We start from the raw sequence: 21,525 nt of genomic DNA on the forward strand, positions 1-21,525 counted from the left end.
ATTACTCTTCAACAGCCATCTGACTTTGCAGGTAATTCTGGATGCCGATCTTGGCGATCAGGTCGATCTGCGTTTCCAGCCAGTCGATATGCTCTTCCGTGTCTTCCAGGATCATCAGGAACAGGTCGCGCGAGACGTAGTCGCCCGCTTTTTCGCTGATGGCGATGCCTTCCTTGACGGTGGCGTGCGCGGCGCGCTCCAGCTTCAAGTCGCATTCCAGCATTTCCGGCGTGTTCTCGCCGATCAGCAGCTTGTGCAGCGCTTGCAGGTTCGGCAGGCCGTCGAGCATCAGGATGCGGTCGATCAGCTTGTCGGCGTGTTTCATTTCGCCGATCGATTCTTCGTATTCTTTCTTGCCCAACTTTTCCAGGCCCCAGTGCTTGTACATGCGCGCATGCAGGAAGTACTGGTTGATGGCCGACAGTTCGTTGGTGAGCTGTGCGTTGAGCATGCGGATGACTTCTTTATCGCCCTTCATGGGATTTCCTTTGTTCTGTAGTGCGTTCGATGATGAAACCGGAGGCTGCTGGCGTTCACTGCCGGGTGGCTCGGGCTGCCTGGTGGCGCGCAGGTTGCCGGTTTCGCTATGCCCGCATGATAGCGCAAAATATGGGCAATTTCGGGCGGTAAACGGCATTTTTCCGTCTTTTTAACGTAAATATCGTGCGAATAAAACCCATTCTCAAATGGATTGCCACATTTTTCCGTTTTTTATTTGTTAAGGAAAATGAAGGCCATTCTCATTCGCGTTCCCGGTGCTGTTTTGCTGCCGCTGGCGCGCGCGCATGGCCGCGCTGAAAAGGCGGGAAATGTTGGTCCGTTCTTGCTTTTGTGTCTTCTTGGCCGCTGCCGGCGATGCGATAATCAGGCAGCGATGTTTACTGAAAAAGGATAGCAAGATGATGCTGCATATACCCGGCGTGCTGACGCCGGAACAGGTCACGCAGTTTCGCCAGCGCCTGGCGCAGACGGACTGGGTCGATGGGCGCGCCAGCGTCGGGGCGCAAGGCGCGCAAGTCAAGCGCAACCGCCAGCTGGCCGAGGGTTCGCCGCTGGCGCTGGAGCTGGGCGAGATCGTCAGCCGCGCGCTGATGGCCAATCCGCTGTTCTTTGCCGCCGTGCTGCCGCTGCGCATCCTGCCGCCATTCTTCAACGGCTATGCGGGTGGCGAGCACTATGGCCTGCATATCGACGGCGCCATCCGCACGCCGAAGAACGGAATGCAGTCGATGCGCGCCGACGTCTCGTCGACCGTCTTCCTGAGCGAGCCGGACGAGTACGAAGGCGGCGAGCTGGTGGTGGTCGATGCGTATGGCACGCACGAAGTGAAACTGCCGGCCGGCGACGTGATCGTGTATCCGTCGAGCAGCGTGCATCAGGTGCTGCCCGTCACCAGCGGCGAGCGCATCTGCTCCTTCCTGTGGACGCAAAGCATGGTGCGCGAGGACTGGAAGCGCAGCATGCTGTTCGAGCTCGATCAGAACATCCAGAGCGTGCGCGCAGAGCACGGCGATTCACCGGCGACGGTGGGCTTGACGGGGCATTATCACAACCTGCTGCGGATGTGGGCGGAGATGTAGCGCGCAAAAAAAAGTCTGCCTGGCCCGGGGATGTAGGCTGGCAGACTGAAACAAGCAAATCGCTTGACTAAAAACAAGGCGCAAAAAAGCAAGCAGGGCACGTGGTGCGGTGCTTGCGGGCTGGCAGCGGCGCAAGGGCCGCCGGAAGGCTAGCTCAGTTGGAAGGTCAGCGGTACTAGAACGTAGACAGGTACGGGCTTGCCGTTTTCGATCATCGGCTTGAACAGCGCCCGCTGGGCGGCCTGGCGGCCCGCTTCATCGAGGTTGTTGTAGCCGGTCGATTTCTGGATCAGGATTTGCTCGGGCAAGCCCTTTTCATTGATCAGGATGCGCAGCACCACGGTGCCGCTTTCACCCAGGCGGCGCGACAGATTCGGGTAGATCAGTTGCGGTGCCTTGATGTATTCGACGCTGCTGACGGTACGCGGCGTTGACGGCGCTGGTGGCGTTGGCGACGGTGTCGATGGCGCTGTCGGCGCGGCGGTGGCAACGGGTGCCGCTTCGGCGCGCGTCGGCTGCGGCGGCGTGATTGTCGGCTCGCTCGGTGCCACGGCGATCAGCGGCAGCGGCGGGATCACGGCGCGCGGCACGGGAGCGCTCAATTCCACGGTTTTCGGTACGGATGGCGCTGGCGGCTTGGGCGGCGCCGGCGGGGCGATGATGCTGATGGTGGTGATGGTCGGCATGGCCGCCGTGACGACTTTGCTCAGCAAGCCGCTCTGGATCGCGTAGAACCCGGCCAGATGCAGGACGACGATGGCCATCAGCGGCGCGAATTTGTTGCGCTTCTTGTCGAAGTCGGCAAATTGCTGCACGGCCTGCACCGTTACGGGCGGGGGCATCATCGTCATGGCGTTTATCGCTTTCTTTAGTTTGTCAGTACAGCTCGCATCAATACGGTTTCTTGCAGCGCCACCGTGGCGTTCAGGTGATCGTTCAGCACTTCCCGCGCGCAGGTGTGGCATTTGCCGCAGCAGGTGGCCACGCCCAGGTCGCGGCGCAGTTCGGCCATGCTGGACAGGCCAAGATCGACGGCTTGACGGATTTCACGATCAGATATGTTGTTGCAGACACATACAATCATTGATACACCTTCTGGCTGGAGGATGAACAGACACTAGTGCTGGGAAGCATTGTTGCTAGTGTTTTAATGAGAATCATTATCATTACGTTTCATTGTCGCGCAAAGTGGGGGACAATGCAAGCGATTTTGATCAAGTGTGCGGCACTTGGCAGCCTGGCGCCGCAGCTTGATATGCGATTCGCGCGCATGACGCAGCCCTTGATGGGGGCGGCTCTCCGGGCTAAATAAAAACTATTCGCATTCATGTTTATAATGCTGGTATTGTCTCGGACGGTTGCCGTCTGGACAGATGGAATGGCCGCTTGTCGGTAATGCGCAACAGTGGCGTTTTACCTCACAAACCTGGCACCAGCGCAAGGCGCCCCGCGCCGCAGCCGGTATCAGGTGTTCTTAATTTGAACGGAATTTGCTCATGACTCTAGTTCCACCCATGATGACGCTCGATGCGCTGGCAGTCGGCCAGAGCGGCACGGTGTTGCATATCACGCCCCACACGGCAGGACAGACGGAGGACGGCGTCGACCTGCCCCGTCGCCTGATGGAGCTGGGATTCGTTCCCGGCGAACGTATCCGCATGCTCAAGCGCGGCATTCCCGGTGGCGATCCGCTGGCCATCAAGGTGGGCAATGCCACGTTCGCACTGCGCCGCTTCGAAGCGGCGCTGATTACGATTCAACCGCTGCTTCAACCGGAATGACCATGGGTGCTGTCGAAACTATCGTGGATGCGGGCGTGCACAAGCCGCCGCATCAGCCACAAATTGCCTTGCTGGGCAATCCGAACTGCGGCAAGACGGCCCTGTTCAACCGTTTGACGGGCGCGCGCCAGAAAGTGGCGAACTACGCCGGCGTGACCATCGAGCGCAAGGAAGGCCATTTCACCTCGCCAGCCGGCAAACCCGTGCGCGTGCTCGATCTGCCGGGCGCCTACAGCCTGTCCGCCACCACGCCCGATGAAGCCATCACGCGCGACGTGGTGGGCGGTCTGCGCCGCGGCGACCCGCGTCCGGACGCCATCATCTGCGTCGTCGACGCCACCAATCTGCGCCTGAACCTGCGCCTGGTGCTGGAAGTCAAGCGCCTGGGCCTGCCCATGCTGCTGGCGCTGAACATGACGGACGTGGCGCGCAAGCGCGGCATGCTGATCGACACGGTGAAACTGTCGCAGGAACTGGGCATGCCCGTGGTGGAAACCGTGGCGGTGCAGCACGATGGCGAAAAAGCCTTGCTGAACGCCATCGATGCCATGTTGCCGCTGCCGGTCGTGGAAGCGAAACCGCTGGCGGCCATCGATGCCGTCAGCGTCGAAGAAACCCAGCGCGAAGTGCGCCGCATCCTGGCCGCCGTCAGCAATGACACGAGCGACAAGGGCAACCTGACGGAAAAGATCGACGACGTGGTGCTGCATCCCATCGTCGGCCCCATCATCCTGGCTGTGCTGATGTTCCTGATCTTCCAGGCCGTGTTTGCCTGGGCCGCCACGCCGATGGAAATGATCACCGATGGCGTGGGCCACCTGGGCGCCGTGCTGACGGCGAACATGCCCGATGGCCACCTGAAAAGCTTGCTGGTGGAAGGCATCATCGGCGGCGTCGGCAGCGTGCTGGTGTTCCTGCCGCAGATTCTGATCCTGTTCTTCTTCATCCTGGCGCTGGAAGACTGCGGCTATCTGCCGCGCGCGGCGTTCCTGCTGGACCGCCTGATGGGCGGCGTGGGCCTGTCCGGCCGCGCCTTCATTCCTCTGCTGTCGAGCTTTGCCTGCGCCATCCCCGGCGTGATGGCGGCGCGCACCATCCAGAACCCGCGCGACCGTCTGGTCACCATCATGATCGCGCCGCTGATGACGTGTTCGGCGCGCCTGCCCGTGTATGCGCTGATCATCGCCGCCTTCATCCCGGAGCGCCAGGTGTGGGGCTATCTGAGCCTGCAAGGCCTGGTGCTGTTTGTCCTGTACTTCGCCGGCATCATCTCGGCCATGGCCGTGGCCTGGGTCATGAAGCGCGGCATGGGCGTGCGCGGCAACCAGCCGCTGATGCTGGAACTGCCTGCCTATCACTGGCCGCATTTGCGCAACCTGGCCGTCAGCCTGTGGGAGCGCGCGAAGATCTTCCTGACGCGCGTCGGTACCATCATCCTGAGTCTGATGATCATCCTGTGGTTCCTCAGTACCTTCCCCGGCCCGCCGGATAACGCCATCCACCCGCCGATCTACTACAGCCTGGCCGGCATCCTGGGCCGCGGCCTGGAAGTGATCTTCGCGCCCATCGGTTTCAACTGGCAGATCTGCATCGCGCTGGTGCCGGGCATGGCGGCGCGCGAAGTGGCCGTCGGCGCCCTGGGCACCGTGTACGCGCTGTCGCAAACGGGCGATGCGCTGGCGACCACGCTGGAACCGCTGATCGCGCATTCGTGGTCGATGGCCACCGCGCTTTCCTTGCTGGCCTGGTATGTGTTTGCGCCGCAGTGCCTGTCGACCCTCTCCGTGGTGAAACGCGAGACGGGCGGCTGGCGCTATCCGCTGCTGATGGCCGGCTACATGTTCGCCCTGGCGTATGCCGCCTCGTTCATCACGTACCGCGTCGCCCTGATGCTGGGCGCTTAGGAGAAAACCATGTGGCAAACCCTCATCGTCGCCCTGATCGTCGCAGCCGCGCTGTTGCATTTTTCGACCAAGTACCTGCCGGCGGGCGTGCGCCGCGCCATCGTGCGCGGCCTGGTGCGCTGCGGCCTCGATGAGGCGAAGCTGTCGACCTTCTTCAAGGTGGCGCCGGGCTGCGGCAGCGGCTGCGGTTCCTGCGGTTCCTGCGACAGCCCGCCGCCGCCGTCCGCCACGCCGCCGGCCGACGGCAGCAGCAAGCGCGTGATCCTGATGCAGGTGCAGCGCTAGGGCTTGTATTTCAGTGTAGCCATGGGCGCGCCCGTGGGCTACACTGGGCTTTCCGCATGGCAAGGAGTGGCAATGGCGATACTGTTGATCTTCATGTTTTTGTTTGCGGTCGCCACCTGGCTGCTGGCCAGCCGGCGCGGCCGCCACGGGGGACTCTGGTTCGGCATCGGCCTGTTCCTCGGACCGTTTGCCTTGCTGGCGGTGGCAGCCTTGCCGCCCGTGCCGGCGCGCTGACCTTGTACTATTAAAACCCGCAAGCGCGGGTTTTTTTACGCCTGCCCGCCCGCGTGGCGCAGCCGGTACTGGCGCGGCGAGCAGGCCATGACGCGCTTGAAGGCGTGGCTGAAGGCGCTGTCGGAATCGTAGCCCAGTGCCTGTGCGATCAAGGTGATGGGTGCGCTGCCGCCCTTCAGGCGCCGCGTGGCCAGGCGCATGCGCCAGCGCAGCAGGTAGTCGAGCGGCGTCACGCCCACCCGCTTCTTGAAGTGCAAGGCAAAGGCGGAGCGCGACTGCCCCGCGACGGCGGCCAGCTGCGACAAGGTCCAGCGCCGCGCCGGTTGCGCGTGCATGGCCTCGATGGCGGCGCGCAGCCGTGGATCGGCCAGCGCGAACAGCCAGCCCACCGGGTGCGAGGCCTGCGCTTCAAGATACTGGCGCAGCATTTGCAACAGCATCATGTGACCAAGGTGGCGCGTCATCAGCGCCGCGCCGGGCGCCGTCGCCTGCAGTTCCTGTGCCAGCCGTTGCAAGGACCAGTGCAGCACGCTGGCCTGGTCCGTATCGCCGCGCACGTGCAGCAGCGGCGGCAGGCAGTCGAGCAGGATGGCCGCTTCGTCGCCAAAGTGGAAGCGTCCGCCGATGAGGAAGAAATCGTGCTGCGGCGCGCCGTGGCGGGCCACGCCCTGTTGCGTGTGCCGGTACACTTCCAGCGCTGGCGCGGCCGGCAAGCCGGGCGTGCTGGCCAGGGTGAACGCGCGTCCCGGCGCCAGCAGGAAGCAGTCGCCCGTCTGCAGCGGCATGGGAGCGTCGATGCCCGCGACCGTCAGCCAGCAAGCGCCTTTGATCACGGCGTTGAACTTGATGCCGTCCGGCGGCGGAAAGTCGATGGCCCACTCGCCGCCCGCCTTCAGGCCGGCAAAGTAGGAGCTGCGCGTATCAAACAGCGAAAGTACATCGGAGAGCAAATCCATGGTGGCGGCAATTCTGGACGATGGCGATAGTATTGAAGATTTTACGCCATTCACCGTCCAGAACGGCTCGCGCAAAATAAGCATGTCGCCAGCCATCCCGCGCTGGCCACCCACATGCAGAGGCAGACATGACATACGGCGATCACAGGCAAATTCCCCTTCATTCCGGCTTCGGCGCGGCCACGACCGCCAGCGAGGTGCTGGCCGGCCGCGACCTGTCCGGCGTGCAGGCCATCGTCACGGGCGGCGCGTCGGGCCTGGGGCTGGAAACGGTGCGCGTACTGGCTGGCGCTGGCGCCAGGGTGCTGGTGCCGGCGCGCGATTCGCATCAGGCGCAAGCGGCCTTGAATGGCATGGCCGGCGTGGAGGTCGCGGCGCTCGACCTGCTCGATCCGCAATCGATCGATGCATTCGCGGCCGCCTTCCTTGCCACCGGCCGCCCCCTGCACATGCTGGTGAACGGCGCCGGCATCATGGCCACGCCCTTGCTGCGCGATGCGCGCGGCTACGAGGCGCAGTTCGCGACGAATCACCTGGGGCATTTCCAGCTGACGGCGCGCCTGTGGCCCGCCTTGCGGCAGGCGCAGGGAGCGCGCGTGGTGTGCGTGTCGTCGCTGGGACACCGGCAGGCGGGCGTCGACCTGGATGACCCGCATTTCCTGCGCCAGCCTTACGACAAATGGCGCGCGTATGCGCAGTCGAAAAGCGCCAATGCGCTGTTTGCCGTGGAGCTGGACCGTCGCGGCGCGGCGCACGGCGTGCGCGCCTACTCGCTGCATCCGGGCGCCATCCTGACGCCGCTGGTGCGCCACCTGGATATTGACGATTTTCGCCGCGTGGGCGCGCTGGACGACGCAGGCAAGGTGAATCCGTCGCCGCAGTCGGGTTTCAAGAATGTGGCGCAGGGAGCGGCCACCACCGTCTGGTGCGCCACCAGCGCGCAGCTTGAGGGCATTGGCGGCGTGTATTGCGAGGATGGCGATATCGCCCCCTTGGTGGAGGACGACAGCATGGGGCCGGGCGTGCGGCGCTGGGCCATCGATCCCGGGCAGGCGCGCCGGCTATGGACGCTGAGCGAACAGATGACGGGCGTGCGCTTCGATTGCGACGCGGCATAAAAAATGCCGGGCAAGGCCCGGCATGTGCAGGATGGCGGCGTGGCTTTACGCCTTGCCCGCCAGTTTTTCCACCACGGGCACCAGCGCGGCCGGGCGGCAGCCGAAGGCGGCCAGGCGGCCTTGCGCCTTGGGCGCCAGGTCCAGGTCGTAGGGCAGGCGGCCCGCCACCAGCCACAGTTTATCGTGCGGCAGGGCTTCGACCAGGCGGCGCTGGCCGCCGACGAACATGGCGTTATACGTTTGCAGCACGACCTGCTGCGCGCCTTGCGCAAAGGCGATGGCCTCGTTGACTTCGTCGTCCAGCGCCTCGGCCGACAAGGCGTACTCGCGCACGTCCAGGCCCGCTTCGAGCAGCGCCGGCAGCATCGAGCTGCGCGCTTCCTTGTTGCGGCCCAGCGCCACTTCGTCGATTTCGCTACGCGAGCGCACTTCCACCGTCAGCAGGGTCACTGGCAGGCTGGCGTCGAGCGGGCGGTAGTCGCCCTGCACGCGCAAGGCGGCCTTTTGCAGCAGCTGCGACAGGGCCATGGCGGCTGGCTGCATCAGCGCCGGTGGCGTGACGGGGCGGGTGCGCCAGTCGCGCACGGCGCGGTTGCGCTTGAGTTCAGCCACGCGGGCACAAGCCGCGTCGATGCGGGAGAGCGCGATGTCGCCGCGCTCCACGGCGGCGATGACGGCGTCGATGGCGGCCGTCTGCTGCGCTTCGCGGTGCGAGATGAGGACGATGTCGGCGCCTGCCTGCAGGGTGGCGATGGCGCCCTGGGCGATGCCGATGCCGTCGGCGATGGCCGCCATTTCCAGGCAGTCGGTGATGACGACGCCCTTGTAGCCCATTTCACCGCGCAGCAGGTCCGTCAGCACGCCTTTCGACAGGGTCGCTGGTACGCTGGTGTCGGCCTCGAAGGCGGGGAAGACCACGTGCGCCGTCATGATGGCGTCGACGCCGCCGGCAATCGCCGCGCGGAAGGGCGCCAGCTCCACGGCGCGCAGGCGTTCCTTGTCGTGCGGGACGAGGGCCATGGCGTAGTGCGTATCGATGGCCGTGTCGCCGTGGCCGGGGAAGTGCTTGGCGGTGACGGCCACGCCGCTGGCGCGGTGGCCGCGCATGGCCGCCATGCCGTAGTCGATGACGGTGGATGCATCCTCGCCATACGCGCGCACGCCGATGACGGGGTTGTTGCGGTTGTTGTTGACGTCCAGCACGGGGGCGAGCAGCATGTTGATGCCCACCTGGCGCATTTCATCGCCGCTGATCTGGTTCATGCGTTCGCAGTCGTCGATGGAGCCGGCCGCCTGGAAGGCCATCGCGGCGGGAATCGGCGTGACGCCCTGCTCGATGCGCATGACCATGCCGCCTTCCTGGTCGATGGAGATCAGCAGCGGAATGTCGGACACTTCCGCATTGATCTCCTGCAGCTCGCGGCACAGGGCGGACACTTGCGCGGGCGTGTGCACGTTGCGGCGGAACAGGATCACGCCGCCCACCTTCTTGTCGCGTATCAAGGTCTTGATATGCTCGTCCGCCTGCAGGGCGTCGAAACCCACCATGAACAACTGTCCTACTTTCTCGCGCAAACCCTGCTCCATGCTGCAACTCCTCCGGTATGTATTGTGACGACGGCATACGTATTCTGGCACCGTGGTGGCGCATCGTGGCGGTCACCGGACAAGCTGCCTTGGTTTTGTACTTATTTTGGTATTGTATTGGATTTGGGTTTTTGCGCAAGTGGTTATTAAGTGGTATTGCTCCACTTGCGCAATGCGGGCTTTAATCCAGGCGCTGGAACGATGCCGATTGCGCCATGGGCCAGTACAGGCCGAATACGGGCGGCAGTTGCGGCAGCTGGCTCGGGTCGAGCAGCTGGCCCGCTTCCAGGAAGGGCAGCAGGGCCGACGCCAGTTTCACCTGGTTCGGCGAGATGCGGCGCACCAGGTGGTGCGGGCGCAGTTCCTGCGGATGCGCGAGGCCGGCGGCGGCGATCAGCTCGGCCAGCGCCTTCATGGTGTTCTGGTGGAAGTGCGCCACGCGGGCGATCTTGTCGGATACCACCAGTGCGCGCTGGCGCTGCGGGTCTTGCGTGGCCACGCCCGTCGGGCAGCGGTCCGTATGGCAGCTTTGCGACTGGATGCAGCCCAGTGCGAACATGAAGCCGCGCGCCGAATTGCACCAGTCGGCGCCCAGCGCCAGCAGGCGGGCGATGTCGAAGGCCGTGATGATCTTGCCCGAGCAGCCGATCTTGATCCGCTCGCGCAGGTTGGCGCCCACCAGGGTGTTATGCACGAGCACCAGCGCTTCCTGCAGCGGCGTGCCCACGTGGTCCGTGAATTCCAGGGGTGCCGCGCCCGTGCCGCCTTCGCTGCCATCGACGACGATGAAGTCGGGCGTGATGCCCGTTTCCAGCATGGCTTTGACGATGGCGAAAAATTCCCACGGGTGGCCGATGGCCAGCTTGAAGCCCGTCGGCTTGCCGCCGGAGAGCGTGCGCAGGCGGTCGATGAAGTGCAGCATTTCCAACGGCGTGGAAAAGGCGCTGTGCGCGGCCGGCGAGACGCAATCCTCGCCCACCATCACGCCGCGCGTGGTGGCGATCTCGATGGTCACTTTCGGCCCGGGCAGCACGCCGCCGTGGCCCGGCTTGGCGCCCTGCGACATTTTCAGCTCGATCATTTTCACCTGCTCCGAGCTGGCGTTGGCGATGAAGCGCTCTTCCGAAAACGTGCCGTCCTGGTTGCGGCAGCCGAAGTAGCCGGAGCCGATTTCCCATACCAGGTCGCCGCCGTTTTCGCGGTGATAAGGACTGATGCTGCCTTCGCCCGTGTCGTGCATGAAGCCGCCGCTGCGCGCGCCGCCGTTCAGGGCCAGGATGGCATTGGCCGACAGGGCGCCAAAGCTCATCGCCGAGATATTGAAGACGCTGGCCGAATACGGTTTCGCACGCGGGCAGTCCGGATGGTTGCCGATCTCGATGCGGAAGTCGTGGCCCGTGACCTTGGCGGGGGCGATGGAATGGTTGATCCATTCATAGCCTGCTTCGTACACGTCGAGCTGGGTGCCGAACGGGCGCTTGTCCGTCTGCTCCTTGGCGCGCTGGTAGACGATGCTGCGCTGGCTGCGCGAGAACGGCGTCGCTTCGCTGTCGCTTTCCAGGAAATACTGGCGGATTTCGGGGCGGATGCTCTCAAAAAAGAAGCGGAAGTGGGCGAGGATGGGGTAGTTGCGGCGCAGGGCGCGCTTGGTTTGCAGCAGGTCGCTGATGCCGACCAGGGTCAGCGCACCGGCCAGCACGGGCAGCCAGTAATGATCGTAGTAAAACAGGGACAGGACAAAGATGGCTGCCGTCGCAATGAAGGTCAGGTAGCGAAATGGTACTAGGTGCATGGGCACTCCGGGGAAGTCAGACTGATAACTGATGAGTCTACCTTCGATTCACGGAACGTGCTGGTGGGAAAGAACGCGGCGCCCGGTGGACGCCGCGTGAGGATCACCGTTGTGCGGCGCGGATGCGCTCGACCCGTTCAGTGCTGGCCGGATGGCTCGACAGGTACGGCGTGCCGTGGTCCAGCTTGCCCAGGGCGATAAACACTTGCGCCAGGTGTTCCAGCGGGATGCCGTTCTGGCGCAGCATGGCGATCGCGTAGTCGTCCGCGTCGCGTTCGACATCGCGCGAATACTTCAAGTCCAGCAGCAGCGGCGGCAGGGTGGCCACCACCGTCGAGACGTCGCCGAACAGCAGCGCCGCGCCGGCGCCCACGGCCGAGGTCTGGATGATGCGCCGCGTCAGGTGGCGCTGCTGCAGATGCCCCAGCTCGTGCGCCAGCACGCCCATGATGGCCTGGTCGTCCGGCAGCAGTTCGATCATTTCGTCCGTCAGCACGATGTCGCCGGACGGCAGGGCAAACGCGTTCGGGCCGATCTTGCTCTTGCGAAACACGATGCGGTGCGCGGGCGTGCTGTCGCCGGGCGTGGCCAGGCGCGCGAACTGGGCCCGCAAGGCTTGCTGGCGCGCGCCATCGAGCTGGCTGGGCGCGAATACATGGCGGTCCAGCATATCGAGCACGCCCTGGCCCAGCTGCCGTTCGACCGACTGCGGCAGGGCATACGCGATGCCCTTGGCCGCCAGCGGCAGCAGGTATTGATAGCTGAGCCACAGGGCCACGATGGTGGCCACGGTGGCCAGCAGGGCGCCGCGCCAGCTTTGCTGCAGCCGCACCACCCAGCCGTCGCGGTGGCCCGTATCGTGCAGCAGGCTGTTGAAGGCCGCCTGGTCGGCGATTTCCAGGTAGGCGCCATCGGCAAAACTGACCTTGCGCACGGCATGGCTGCTGCGTTCAGATACGTGCAGCTCGTCCAGCGGGCAGCTGCGCTCGATGTCGCCGGCCAGCACGGCCATGCCATCGCGCACGCTGAGCGTGACGTGGTACAGGCGCGAGGTCTGGCCGTCGAAATAGCGCGCGGGCACGGGGGCCGCGCCCGGCGCGTCGTGATCGAGCGTCATGCTACAGCGACAGGTCGAAGTCCAGCAGGTCGACCATGCCTTCGCCCGTGGCCGACACTTGCTGGCCCGTGGCGGCGACAAACTCGTCCAGGCTGCCATGCACCAGCATGGAGGTCGCTTCCAGGCGGTATTTCAGCCAGCGCACATGGGCGAATGGCGTAAACAGGCCCAGGGTGACGACGATGCCCAGCAGGTTGCTCAGCATGACGAAGGTGGTACGGCCCCATGTCAGCTGCGACTGGAACTGGTGCTGCTGCAAGCGCGTATGGTTCCAGATCAGGTTCTGGATCATGGTCAGGAACAGCGGCAGCACGGTGAATGCCCACAGGTACAGGGCGCCGATGGCAAACAGCAGGCTGCCAACCTTGGTCTTGTCATTCGCATTGGCCGCAAACGAGGCGAACACGCTGCCGAAGACGACGAAAATCAGCACCAGCAAGCCGCCCAGCAGCAGCGCAAAGAACAGCAGGTAGGTCTTGTAGAAGCTGCCGACCGTGGCGTCAAAGCTGAAATGGGTGGCGCCGAAACGGCTTTGCGTGTGCTGGAAGCGCTTCAGGCGCTGGTGCAGGAAAGGCGTCATCAGGCCGCCCGTGAAGGTATTCAGGATAGGCAGCCACAGGAAGTACTTGTAGGCTTCCCTGGCGCTGCCGCCAAAGCCGAAGCGGATGCCGCGGTAGCTGGTGTTGTACAGCTTGAATTGCAGGCTTTTCCAGACCAGCCAGGGCAGGATGGCGGCCAGCAGCACGAACATCAGCAAGCCGACGACGGGCGAGACCTGGAAGGCGATGTTGTAGCCGGCGATCAGCACCACGGCGGCGATGCGGCCTTTCAGGATGGCCACGGCGTTGCCATGGTATTCGAAGCTGCCGCCCGCCAGGTGGGTGCTGGAATAGAAATAGCGGTTGCGGCGCACCTTGGCCCAGGCGGAATAAATGCCCAGGGTGACGATGCTCAGCAGCAGGTTGACGATCCAGATACGGAAGTATTCGCTGCCGGTGGCGCTGAAGGTGATGGCTTCTTGTCGGGGAGGAGTGTTGTTTGCGTCGAAATCCACAGGGGTTTCCTTACTTATTGGAAACAAAACAAGATAAGGGAATATTGAAAAGTTATCAATTGAAAATACTGTTTTTCGCAATTTTTTCGTCGATCCGCTTGTGCCGACCCGATCCGGCCGTCCCGGCTATACTGGAACTCAACCATCGCCTAACGGGAAAACCATGATCGTCGTCCACCATCTGAACAACTCGCGCTCGCAGCGCGTGCTCTGGCTGCTCGAGGAACTGGGCCTCGACTATGAGGTCAAGCGCTACCAGCGCGACCCGAAGACCATGCTGGCGCCGGCCTCGCTGAAGGCCGTGCATCCGCTGGGCAAGTCGCCCGTGATCACGGACGGCGCCAACACCATCGCCGAATCGGGCGCCATCATCGACTACCTGGTCGAGCGCTACGGCAATGGCCGCTTGATCCCGGCGGCCGGCACGCCGGACAAGCTGCGCTGGACCTACTGGCTGCATTTCGCGGAAGGTTCGGCCATGCCGCCGCTGCTGATGAAGCTGGTGTTCGACAAGGTCGAATCGTCGCCGATGCCGTTTTTCGTCAAACCCATCGCGCGCGGCATCGCCGGCAAGGTCAAGAGCAGCTTCATCCTGCCCAATATCAACAGCCAGCTGGCCTACATGGAAGCGGAGCTGGAGAAAACCAAATGGTTTGCCGGCAATGAATTCACGGCAGCCGACATCCAGATGAGCTTTCCGCTGGAAGCGGCGGCCATGCGCGGCGGACTCGACGAGCGCCTGCCGAAGCTGACGGCCTTCCTGCAGCGCATCCATGCGCGGCCCGCCTACCAGCGCGCGCTGGAGCGTGGCGGACCCTACGATTTCGCCAAATAAGCGGCATTCAAGCCCGATGTGCGGCGAACCATACGGTAAAATGCCCGATTCAACCAGTATCCACTTACCGCATGGCCAGACTCCTCGCTATCGACGGCTTGAATATCGTACGCCGCGTCTACGAAGCCAGTCCTGAACCCGACTCCGACCTGAAGGCGGAGATCGCGCTGCGCCATGCGCTGTCGTCGTTCCGCACCCTCATCAACGACCACGAGCCGACGCACATCCTGCCCGCCTTCGACTTCGGCGGCCCGACCTGGCGCCACGCTCTGTATGCCGGTTACCGCGAAGGGCGCCAGCCCATGCCGCAGGTGCTGCGCGACGCCTTGCCCGGCTTTTACGCCACGCTGGCCAGCTTCGGCATGCACGTGGTCAGCATTCCCGAGGTCGAAGCCGACGACGTGATCGGCACGGCCGTCATGCGCTGGCTGCACGAGGGGCGCGGCGCGGCCGTCATCGCCACCACCGACAAGGATTTGCACGGCTTGATCGCCCACGGCGCGCTGGTATGGGATCACTTCAAGGGCATCTGGCACGATCACGCCTGGGTCGAGAAAAAGTTCGGCGTGCCGCCGGAACTGCTGCCCGACCTGCTGGCGCTGATGGGGGACGTCACCGACAGCATCCCCGGCGTGTCGAAGATCGGCCTGAAGACGGGCGCGAAACTGTTGCGCGCCTACGGCAATATCGACGCCGTGATGGCCGGCGCGGGGATTTTGCCCGGCGCGCTGGGCGAAAGCCTGCGAAAAGAGCGGGAAATACTGTATCTTTCAAGAAAGTTAGTGGCGCTGAAAACGGATGTCACGTTAGGCGTGACCTGGAACAAGCTCGTGTGGGAAAAATAGAGCGCTTTTGGCCAGAACACGGAATAAATCAAGCAAGGGAAGTAATCATGATGTTAAAGACAGTCCTGATCGATAGCAGCGCCGTGGCGCGCGGCCTGCTGAACACGGTCCTGACCGATGGCGGCTACGATGTCTGCGGGCAGACGCATACCAGCGCGCTGGGGCTGGCGCTGCTGATCAAGCACCACCCGCATTTCGTGTGCATCGCGCGCGAGCAGGTGGAAGATGGGACCAACGTGGTGCAGACCATCCGCGCCCAGTATCCGAAGACGCTCATTTTCATGGTCTCGGGCGGCATCGATGCCGCTTCGCTGCAGGCGGCGCACGCCATGGGCGTGTCGGGTTTCATCGTGAAACCCTTCATGGCCGACACGGTCCTGAAAACCGTGCGCAACACGGTGATTGCCATGGTGCGCAAGCAGCAGGCACTCGCCGCCGCCGCGCAAGGCAATTCCTAGACGCCGCTCAGGCCCGTGGCGCTGGCGATGATGCCGCCACCGAGGCACACGTCGCCGTCATACAGCACGGCCGACTGGCCGGGCGTGACGGCCCATTGCGCCTGGTCAAACGCCAGGCTGAAGTGTTCATTCCCATCCGGCAGCAGCTGGCAAGCCACGTCGGCCTGGCGGTAGCGCGTCTTGGCGCTCAAGGCGCCCGCTTGCGGCGCCACACCGGCAACCCAGCTGGCCTGGTCGGCCGTCAGGGATGGCGACAGCAGCCACGGGTGGTCATGGCCCTGCACCACCCACAGGGTGTTGTTGGCGATATCCTTGCGCGCCACATACCAGGCGTCGCTGCTGCCGTCCGCGTTCTGGTACGACTTCACGCCGCCGATGCCGATGCCCTTGCGCTGGCCCAGGGTATAGAAACTCAGTCCCACGTGTTCGCCCACGGTCTTGCCATCGGCCGTCTTCATCGGGCCCGGCTTGTACGACAGGTAGCGGTTCAAAAATTCGCGGAATGGGCGTTCGCCAATAAAACAGATGCCCGTCGAATCCTTCTTCTGCGCGTTCGGCAGGGCCAGTTTCTCGGCGATCTGGCGCACTTGCGTCTTCGGGATTTCACCGAGCGGGAACAAGGTCTTCGACAACTGCGCCTGGTTCAGGCGGTGCAGGAAGTAGCTTTGGTCCTTGCTGGCGTCGACGGCTTTCAGCAGCTCGTAGCGGCCCGCATCGGTGGGCGCCTGGCGCACGCGCGCGTAGTGGCCGGTGGCGATCAGGTCGGCGCCCAGGGTCATGGCATGGTCGAGGAATGCCTTGAACTTGATTTCGGCGTTGCACAGCACGTCCGGGTTCGGCGTGCGGCCGGCCTGGTATTCGCGCAGGAAATCGGCGAACACGCGGTCCTTGTATTCGGAGGCGAAATTGACGGCTTCGATATCGACGCCGATGACGTCGGCCACGCTGGCCGCGTCGATCCAGTCCTGGCGCGTGGAGCAGTATTCCGAATCGTCGTCATCTTCCCAGTTTTTCATGAACAGGCCGATGACTTCATAGCCTTGTTCCTTCAGCATCCATGCCGCGACCGAGGAATCGACCCCGCCCGACATGCCGATAACGACTTTCTTCTTGCTCATCTTGCTTTCCAGTTACTTTAATAATATTGCTATGCGCTATTGAAAACGGACGCATGCGTGTGCAGCAGGGCCAGCGGCGCGCGCCGGCCGGCCAGGTATTCGTCCACGCACTGCAGCACCAGCGGGCTGCGGTGGCGTTCCTGGCACGCCGCCAGCTCGTCGCGCGTCATCCACAGGGTGCGGATGATGCCTTCGTCCAGCGGGCGGTCATGCTCGGCGCCGGCCGTGCCGCAGAAGGTGAAGCGCAGATAGGTCACGTCCTCGCCCGTGCGCAGTGACTGATAGCGCGACATGTACATGCCGACCAGTGCCGTGGGGATGAAATCGTAGGCCGCTTCTTCCAGCGTTTCGCGGATCACCGCCTGCTCCAGCGACTCGAACGGATCGAGATGACCGGCCGGCTGGTTGAGCTTGATGCCTTCGCTGGTCTCTTCTTCAATCAGTAAAAACAGGCCGTCGCGCTCGACGATGGCGGCAACGGTGACAGAGGGTTTCCAGATTCTCGGCATGATTCCATCCTTGAAAGAGCCGACATTTTATCTTGTTCTGCGCGCGCGGTTTGAAGCCGGCCTTCTGTTGCGCGGACATATTGATAAATGACAACGTTTTAGCAAATAGCGGTGGGAGGTACTTACGTCTTTCCCGGGGAGCGCACTAGCATGGGGGCATTGGCGGCAAGATGGCAGGAAACGCCCGCTAATATAGGCTTTCCCTGTGGTCAAAACAAGCGCGCACACGTGCTCGACTGTGGTGAGATTGACACACCTTTCCCACAATATGGTCGCCGCGCCGCATGGTGAAACGAATCGTGGGATGCTGGTCAAATTAGTGTCGTACGACTAAAAGTTGCTGGTTCACAAACGTTTAACGCGCTGCTTTCCGTGTTAGATTCTAGTCAGTTTATCAATTAGCGGAGGCATCATGAGGATAGGCATACCGGCCGAAACACGGCCTGGTGAAACACGGGTGGCAGCAACGCCCGAGACAGTCAAGAAGCTGGCAGCCAAACATCAGATCGTCGTGCAGTCGGGAGCGGGCTTGCAAGCCTCGATTCCCGACGACGCGTATGCCGCCGCCGGCGCGCAGATCGGCACCGCCCAGGAAGCCTATGGCTGCGCCATCGTGCTCAAGGTACGCGCGCCCGATGCCGCGGAACGGGCCCTGATGGCCAGCGGTACGGTGCTGATCGGCATGTTGAACCCGTTTGACGCGGACAATATCGCCGCCATGGCCACGGCCGGCCTGTCCGCCTTCGCGCTGGAAGCCGTGCCGCGCATCACGCGCGCGCAGTCGATGGACGTGCTGTCGTCGCAGGCGAATATCGCCGGCTACAAGGCCGTGCTGGTGGCCGCGAATACCTATCAGCGCTTCATGCCGATGCTGATGACGGCAGCCGGCACCGTCAAGGCGGCCCGCGTGCTGATCATGGGCGTGGGCGTGGCAGGGCTGCAGGCGATCGCCACGGCCAAGCGCCTGGGCGCCGTCATCGAGGCGTCCGACGTGCGCCCGCCCGTCAAGGAACAAGTGGAGTCGCTGGGCGCCAAGTTCCTCGACGTGCCTTTCCTCACCGATGAAGAAAAAGAGATCGCCAAGGGTTCGGGCGGCTATGCGCGCGCCATGCCGGCCGACTGGATGCGGCGCCAGGCCGAACTGGTGCACGAACGGGCGAAACTGGCCGACATCATCATCACCACGGCGCTGATCCCCGGCCGCGCCGCGCCCGTGCTCATTTCCGAAGAAACGGTAAAGGCCATGAAACCGGGCTCCGTCATCGTCGACCTGGCCGTGGAGCAGGGCGGCAACTGCCCCCTGTCCGAACTGGGCAAGACCGTGCTGAAACACGGCGTCTACATCGTGGGCGAACCGAACCTGGCGACCCTGGTGGCGGCCGATGCCTCGGCCCTGTATGCGCGCAACGTGCTGGACTTCTTAAAGCTCATCATCGACAAGGACGACCAATTGCTGATCGACCGCGAGGATGAAATCATCAAGGCCAGCCTGGTGTGTGCAGGCAGTGAAATCTTACGTAAATAACGCGGCGCCGGAGAGAACAACATCATGGAAATCAGTCACACCATCATTAATCTGATCATCTTCGTGCTGGCCATTTATGTCGGCTACCACGTCGTCTGGACCGTCACGCCGGCATTGCATACGCCGCTGATGGCCGTCACCAATGCCATTTCCGCCATCATCATCGTCGGCGCCATGCTGGCGGCCGGCCTGACGCAAGGCCCGCTGGCGCAGGCGGCCGGCACCCTGGCCGTGGCGCTGGCCGCCGTCAACGTGTTTGGCGGCTTCCTCGTCACGCAGCGCATGCTCGAGATGTTCCGTAAAAAAGAACCGAAAGCCAAGCAAGGAGCAAAAGAATGAGTCATGCCATGAGCTTCGTCACCATGAACCTGGTGACGATGATGTACCTGATCGCCTCGGTGTGCTTCATCCAGGCATTGAAAGGCCTGTCCTCGCCCTCGACGGCGCGCCGCGGCAATGCCTTCGGCATGAGCGGCATGGCCATTGCCGCCGTCACCACCGTGGCGCTGATCCTGAAACTGAAGGAACAGCAAGCGGGCGGCATGGGCCTGACCCTCGTCATCATCGGCATCGTCACGGGCGGCGCCATCGGCGCCTACCTGGCGAAAACCGTGGAAATGACGAAGATGCCGGAACTGGTGGCGGCCATGCATTCGCTGATCGGCCTGGCGGCCGTGTGCATCGCCGTGGCGGCCGTGTCCGAACCATGGGCCTTCAATATCGCCGAGCATGGACAGGCGCTGCCCATCGGGAACCGCTTCGAGCTGTTCATCGGCACCTTTGTCGGCGCCATCACGTTCTCCGGTTCGGTGATCGCCTTCGGCAAGCTGTCGGGCAAATACAAGTTCCGCCTGTTCCAGGGCGCGCCCGTCAGCTTCAAGGGCCAGCACATGCTCAATCTGGCGCTGGCGCTGGTGATGATAGGGCTGGGCCTGGTGTTCTGCTTCGCCGACGGGGTGGAGCCCGCCTGGACGCCGTTCATCGTCATGGCCGTCATCGCCTTTGCGCTGGGCGTGCTGATCATCATCCCCATCGGCGGCGCCGACATGCCGGTGGTGGTGTCGATGCTCAACAGCTACTCGGGCTGGGCCGCGGCCGGCATCGGTTTTTCGCTGAATAACTCGATGCTGATCATCGCCGGTTCGCTCGTGGGATCCTCGGGCGCGATCTTGTCGTACATCATGTGCAAGGCCATGAACCGTTCGTTCTTCAACGTCATCCTCGGCGGCTTCGGCGGCGATGCGCCGGCCGCTGGCGTGGCGGGCGCGCAGGAACAGCGGCCCGTGAAATCGGGTTCGGCCGACGATGCCGCCTTCATCATGGGCAATGCGGAAACCGTCATCATCGTGCCAGGCTACGGCCTGGCCGTGGCGCGCGCGCAGCACTCGCTGAAAGAACTGGTGGAGAAGCTCATGCACAAGGGCATCACCGTCAAGTATGCGATCCACCCGGTGGCGGGGCGCATGCCGGGTCACATGAACGTGCTGCTGGCCGAGGCGGAAGTGCCCTACGACCAGGTCTTCGAGATGGAAGACATCAATGGCGAATTCGGCCAGACGGACGTGGTGCTGGTGCTGGGCGCGAATGACGTGGTCAACCCGGCGGCGAAAGATCCGAAATCGCCGATCGCCGGCATGCCGATCCTGGAAGCGTATAAAGCCAAGAGCATCATCGTCAACAAGCGCTCGATGGCGTCCGGCTATGCGGGCCTGGACAACGACCTGTTCTACCAGCCGAACACGATGATGGTGTTTGGCGACGCGAAAAAGGTGATCGAGGATATGTTGAAAGCCATCGAATAAACGCCGCTTGCAGCGACCCTACGGCCCGCCTTTCGCGGGCCGTTTTTATTGGCTGGCCGCTGCCGCGACGACTTGGTTGCGTCCCTGGTGCTTGGCGACATACAGGGCCTTGTCGGCATCCGATATGGCCGCGTCCAGGCTGGCGCCCTGCACCAGCGGCGCCACGCCGATGCTGATGGTGACGTGCAGCGCGCCGCCGTCGGGCAGCACGGTGACCGCCGCCGCCACGGCGGCGCGGATGCGCTCGGCCACCTGGTGTGCCTGCTGCAGGCTGGCGTCGGGGAAGAGCAGGCCGAACTCCTCGCCACCGAGGCGCGCCGCCACGTCGGTGATGCGTCCCGTGTCGCGCAGCGCCTGCGCCACCGTGCGCAGCACGGCGTCGCCCACGGCATGGCCATAGCGGTCGTTGATCTTCTTGAAGTGGTCGAGGTCGGCCACGCCCACGCTCAGGGCGGCGCCGCTGCGCGCCGCGCGCGCCATCGCCTGCTCGGCCTGCGCTTCATAGGCGCGCCGGTTGGGCAGCGACGTCAGCGCATCGTGCAGCGCCTGCTGTTCCAGCTGCGCCAGCAGGCTGGCGTTCTTTGCCGCCAGTTCGCGCCGTTCGCGCACGTCGAGCAAAAAGGCGCCGAAATAGCGCATGCCGTCGACCACGCCCAGGTCCAGCGCCTTCATTTCGATGGGAATCATTTGCGTGTCGCGGTGGCGGATGGCGAATTCGCGTATCTTGCCCAGCACGCTGGAAGTGCGCGAGCTGCGGATGTAGTTGATCACGTGGTTGTCGTGCTGCGCGCCGACGGCGTCGGGCAGCAGGCCGTTCAGGGTCTGGCCCAGCAATTCACCGCTGGCATAGCCCGACAGTGCCTGCATGGCGCCATTGATATAGCGGATGCGGCACTGCTCGTCGATGATGATGACGGCGTCGAGGGCGTCTTCCAGCAGGCGGGAAAAGAGGACTTCGGGAAGAGCGGCAGGCGGTGCTGCGGGCAAAGCATCTGTCATGGAACGGTCGCCAAAAGCCAGGTGAC

Annotated in this window: 23 protein-coding genes; 12 read left to right on the plus strand and 11 right to left on the minus strand. The window is 63.6% G+C overall.

All coding sequences use genetic code 11. The features are described 5' to 3' along the window. Nucleotide 1: 1 nt before the first annotated feature. Entirely contained in the window at nt 2-478 is a 477-nt protein-coding gene (gene bfr / locus IGS58_RS00330) for a bacterioferritin (RefSeq protein ID WP_034778875.1), read from the minus strand. A 421-nt stretch (nt 479-899) separates the two neighbouring features. Here bfr and IGS58_RS00335 point away from each other — a divergent pair, with 421 nt between their 5' ends. Then, nucleotides 900-1,580, plus strand: a complete 681-nt coding sequence (locus IGS58_RS00335; protein ID WP_230520382.1) for a Fe2+-dependent dioxygenase — start codon at nt 900-902, stop codon at nt 1,578-1,580. A gap of 149 nt (nt 1,581-1,729) precedes the next feature. On the opposite strand, the gene IGS58_RS00340 is transcribed toward IGS58_RS00335, so the two are convergent. Together IGS58_RS00340 and IGS58_RS00345 are read right to left on the minus strand one after the other, a co-directional pair. Continuing rightward, nucleotides 1,730-2,431: an energy transducer TonB gene (locus IGS58_RS00340; RefSeq protein WP_052139928.1), complete on the minus strand. Its 702-nt coding sequence runs from the start codon at nt 2,429-2,431 to the stop codon at nt 1,730-1,732. A gap of 17 nt (nt 2,432-2,448) precedes the next feature. Continuing rightward, nucleotides 2,449-2,664, minus strand: coding sequence for a (2Fe-2S)-binding protein (locus IGS58_RS00345; RefSeq protein WP_034745611.1), 216 nt, complete (start codon nt 2,662-2,664; stop codon nt 2,449-2,451). A 412-nt stretch (nt 2,665-3,076) separates the two neighbouring features. On the opposite strand from IGS58_RS00345, the gene IGS58_RS00350 reads away from it, so the two are divergent. The 4 genes from IGS58_RS00350 (at nt 3,077) to IGS58_RS00365 (ending at nt 5,784) form a co-directional block, all read left to right on the plus strand. Further along, nucleotides 3,077-3,361 (plus strand): FeoA family protein, encoded by a 285-nt coding sequence (locus IGS58_RS00350; protein ID WP_034778868.1) that lies wholly within the window; start codon nt 3,077-3,079, stop codon nt 3,359-3,361. Between the two features lie 2 nt (nt 3,362-3,363). After that, on the plus strand, nt 3,364-5,265 hold the full coding sequence (gene feoB, locus IGS58_RS00355; RefSeq protein WP_070254889.1) for a ferrous iron transporter B: 1,902 nt from the start codon (nt 3,364-3,366) through the stop codon (nt 5,263-5,265). A gap of 9 nt (nt 5,266-5,274) precedes the next feature. Next, the gene (locus IGS58_RS00360; protein WP_070254735.1) at nt 5,275-5,550 is read left to right on the plus strand and encodes a hypothetical protein; all 276 of its coding nucleotides are present in this window, start codon (nt 5,275-5,277) and stop codon (nt 5,548-5,550) included. A gap of 72 nt (nt 5,551-5,622) precedes the next feature. Then, nucleotides 5,623-5,784, plus strand: coding sequence for a hypothetical protein (locus IGS58_RS00365; RefSeq protein WP_161784184.1), 162 nt, complete (start codon nt 5,623-5,625; stop codon nt 5,782-5,784). Between the two features lie 35 nt (nt 5,785-5,819). Here IGS58_RS00365 and IGS58_RS00370 read toward each other — a convergent pair whose 3' ends face one another. After that, nucleotides 5,820-6,740 carry an AraC family transcriptional regulator gene (locus IGS58_RS00370; protein ID WP_230520383.1) on the minus strand — a complete coding sequence of 307 codons (921 nt, stop codon included), beginning with the start codon at nt 6,738-6,740 and terminating at the stop codon, nt 5,820-5,822. A gap of 128 nt (nt 6,741-6,868) precedes the next feature. Here IGS58_RS00370 and IGS58_RS00375 point away from each other — a divergent pair, with 128 nt between their 5' ends. Then, nucleotides 6,869-7,858, plus strand: a complete 990-nt coding sequence (locus tag IGS58_RS00375; RefSeq protein WP_230520384.1) for an oxidoreductase — start codon at nt 6,869-6,871, stop codon at nt 7,856-7,858. Between the two features lie 45 nt (nt 7,859-7,903). On the opposite strand, the gene nagZ is transcribed toward IGS58_RS00375, so the two are convergent. From nagZ to IGS58_RS00395, 4 genes are all read right to left on the minus strand, one after another. Beyond that, nucleotides 7,904-9,445 carry a beta-N-acetylhexosaminidase gene (nagZ, locus tag IGS58_RS00380; protein ID WP_230520385.1) on the minus strand — a complete coding sequence of 514 codons (1,542 nt, stop codon included), beginning with the start codon at nt 9,443-9,445 and terminating at the stop codon, nt 7,904-7,906. Between the two features lie 181 nt (nt 9,446-9,626). Beyond that, a complete protein-coding gene (locus IGS58_RS00385; protein WP_070254731.1) occupies nt 9,627-11,237 on the minus strand; it encodes an FMN-binding glutamate synthase family protein in 1,611 nt (536 codons plus the stop codon). Between the two features lie 103 nt (nt 11,238-11,340). Further along, nucleotides 11,341-12,354 (minus strand): M48 family metallopeptidase, encoded by a 1,014-nt coding sequence (locus tag IGS58_RS00390; protein WP_230520386.1) that lies wholly within the window; start codon nt 12,352-12,354, stop codon nt 11,341-11,343. 1 nt (nt 12,355) lies between these two features. Next, nucleotides 12,356-13,408, minus strand: a complete 1,053-nt coding sequence (locus IGS58_RS00395; protein WP_230520387.1) for a YjgN family protein — start codon at nt 13,406-13,408, stop codon at nt 12,356-12,358. Between the two features lie 163 nt (nt 13,409-13,571). Between IGS58_RS00395 and IGS58_RS00400 the strand changes: the two genes are divergently transcribed. From IGS58_RS00400 to IGS58_RS00410, 3 genes are all read left to right on the plus strand, one after another. Further along, on the plus strand, nt 13,572-14,243 hold the full coding sequence (locus IGS58_RS00400) for a glutathione S-transferase (RefSeq protein ID WP_070254729.1): 672 nt from the start codon (nt 13,572-13,574) through the stop codon (nt 14,241-14,243). 71 nt (nt 14,244-14,314) lie between these two features. Further along, nucleotides 14,315-15,088, plus strand: coding sequence for a 5'-3' exonuclease (locus IGS58_RS00405; protein ID WP_077408804.1), 774 nt, complete (start codon nt 14,315-14,317; stop codon nt 15,086-15,088). A 50-nt stretch (nt 15,089-15,138) separates the two neighbouring features. Continuing rightward, entirely contained in the window at nt 15,139-15,546 is a 408-nt protein-coding gene (locus IGS58_RS00410; protein WP_230522175.1) for a response regulator, read from the plus strand. Here the strand turns inward: IGS58_RS00410 and mnmA are convergent. Together mnmA and IGS58_RS00420 are read right to left on the minus strand one after the other, a co-directional pair. After that, on the minus strand, nt 15,543-16,664 hold the full coding sequence (gene mnmA, locus IGS58_RS00415; protein WP_070281793.1) for a tRNA 2-thiouridine(34) synthase MnmA: 1,122 nt from the start codon (nt 16,662-16,664) through the stop codon (nt 15,543-15,545). The genes IGS58_RS00410 and mnmA overlap by 4 nt on opposite strands. A gap of 29 nt (nt 16,665-16,693) precedes the next feature. Further along, complete coding sequence (locus IGS58_RS00420) at nt 16,694-17,173, minus strand: NUDIX hydrolase (RefSeq protein WP_010401817.1); 480 nt, start codon at nt 17,171-17,173, stop codon at nt 16,694-16,696. A gap of 412 nt (nt 17,174-17,585) precedes the next feature. Here IGS58_RS00420 and IGS58_RS00425 point away from each other — a divergent pair, with 412 nt between their 5' ends. The 3 genes from IGS58_RS00425 to IGS58_RS00435 are packed head-to-tail and all read left to right on the plus strand — an operon-like array spanning nt 17,586 to nt 20,500. Next, nucleotides 17,586-18,698, plus strand: a complete 1,113-nt coding sequence (locus IGS58_RS00425; RefSeq protein WP_034778843.1) for a Re/Si-specific NAD(P)(+) transhydrogenase subunit alpha — start codon at nt 17,586-17,588, stop codon at nt 18,696-18,698. A gap of 24 nt (nt 18,699-18,722) precedes the next feature. Then, entirely contained in the window at nt 18,723-19,037 is a 315-nt protein-coding gene (locus IGS58_RS00430; protein ID WP_034778841.1) for an NAD(P) transhydrogenase subunit alpha, read from the plus strand. Nucleotides 19,038-19,045: 8 nt separating this feature from the next. Next, the gene (locus IGS58_RS00435; protein ID WP_230522176.1) at nt 19,046-20,500 is read left to right on the plus strand and encodes an NAD(P)(+) transhydrogenase (Re/Si-specific) subunit beta; all 1,455 of its coding nucleotides are present in this window, start codon (nt 19,046-19,048) and stop codon (nt 20,498-20,500) included. Between the two features lie 45 nt (nt 20,501-20,545). Here the strand turns inward: IGS58_RS00435 and IGS58_RS00440 are convergent, their stop codons facing one another. Then, complete coding sequence (locus IGS58_RS00440) at nt 20,546-21,499, minus strand: GGDEF domain-containing protein (protein WP_034778836.1); 954 nt, start codon at nt 21,497-21,499, stop codon at nt 20,546-20,548. Nucleotides 21,500-21,525: the final 26 nt, after the last annotated feature.

This window comes from Janthinobacterium sp. EB271-G4-7A (genome assembly GCF_020858075.1).
Taxonomy (GTDB): domain Bacteria; phylum Pseudomonadota; class Gammaproteobacteria; order Burkholderiales; family Burkholderiaceae_D; genus Janthinobacterium; species Janthinobacterium lividum.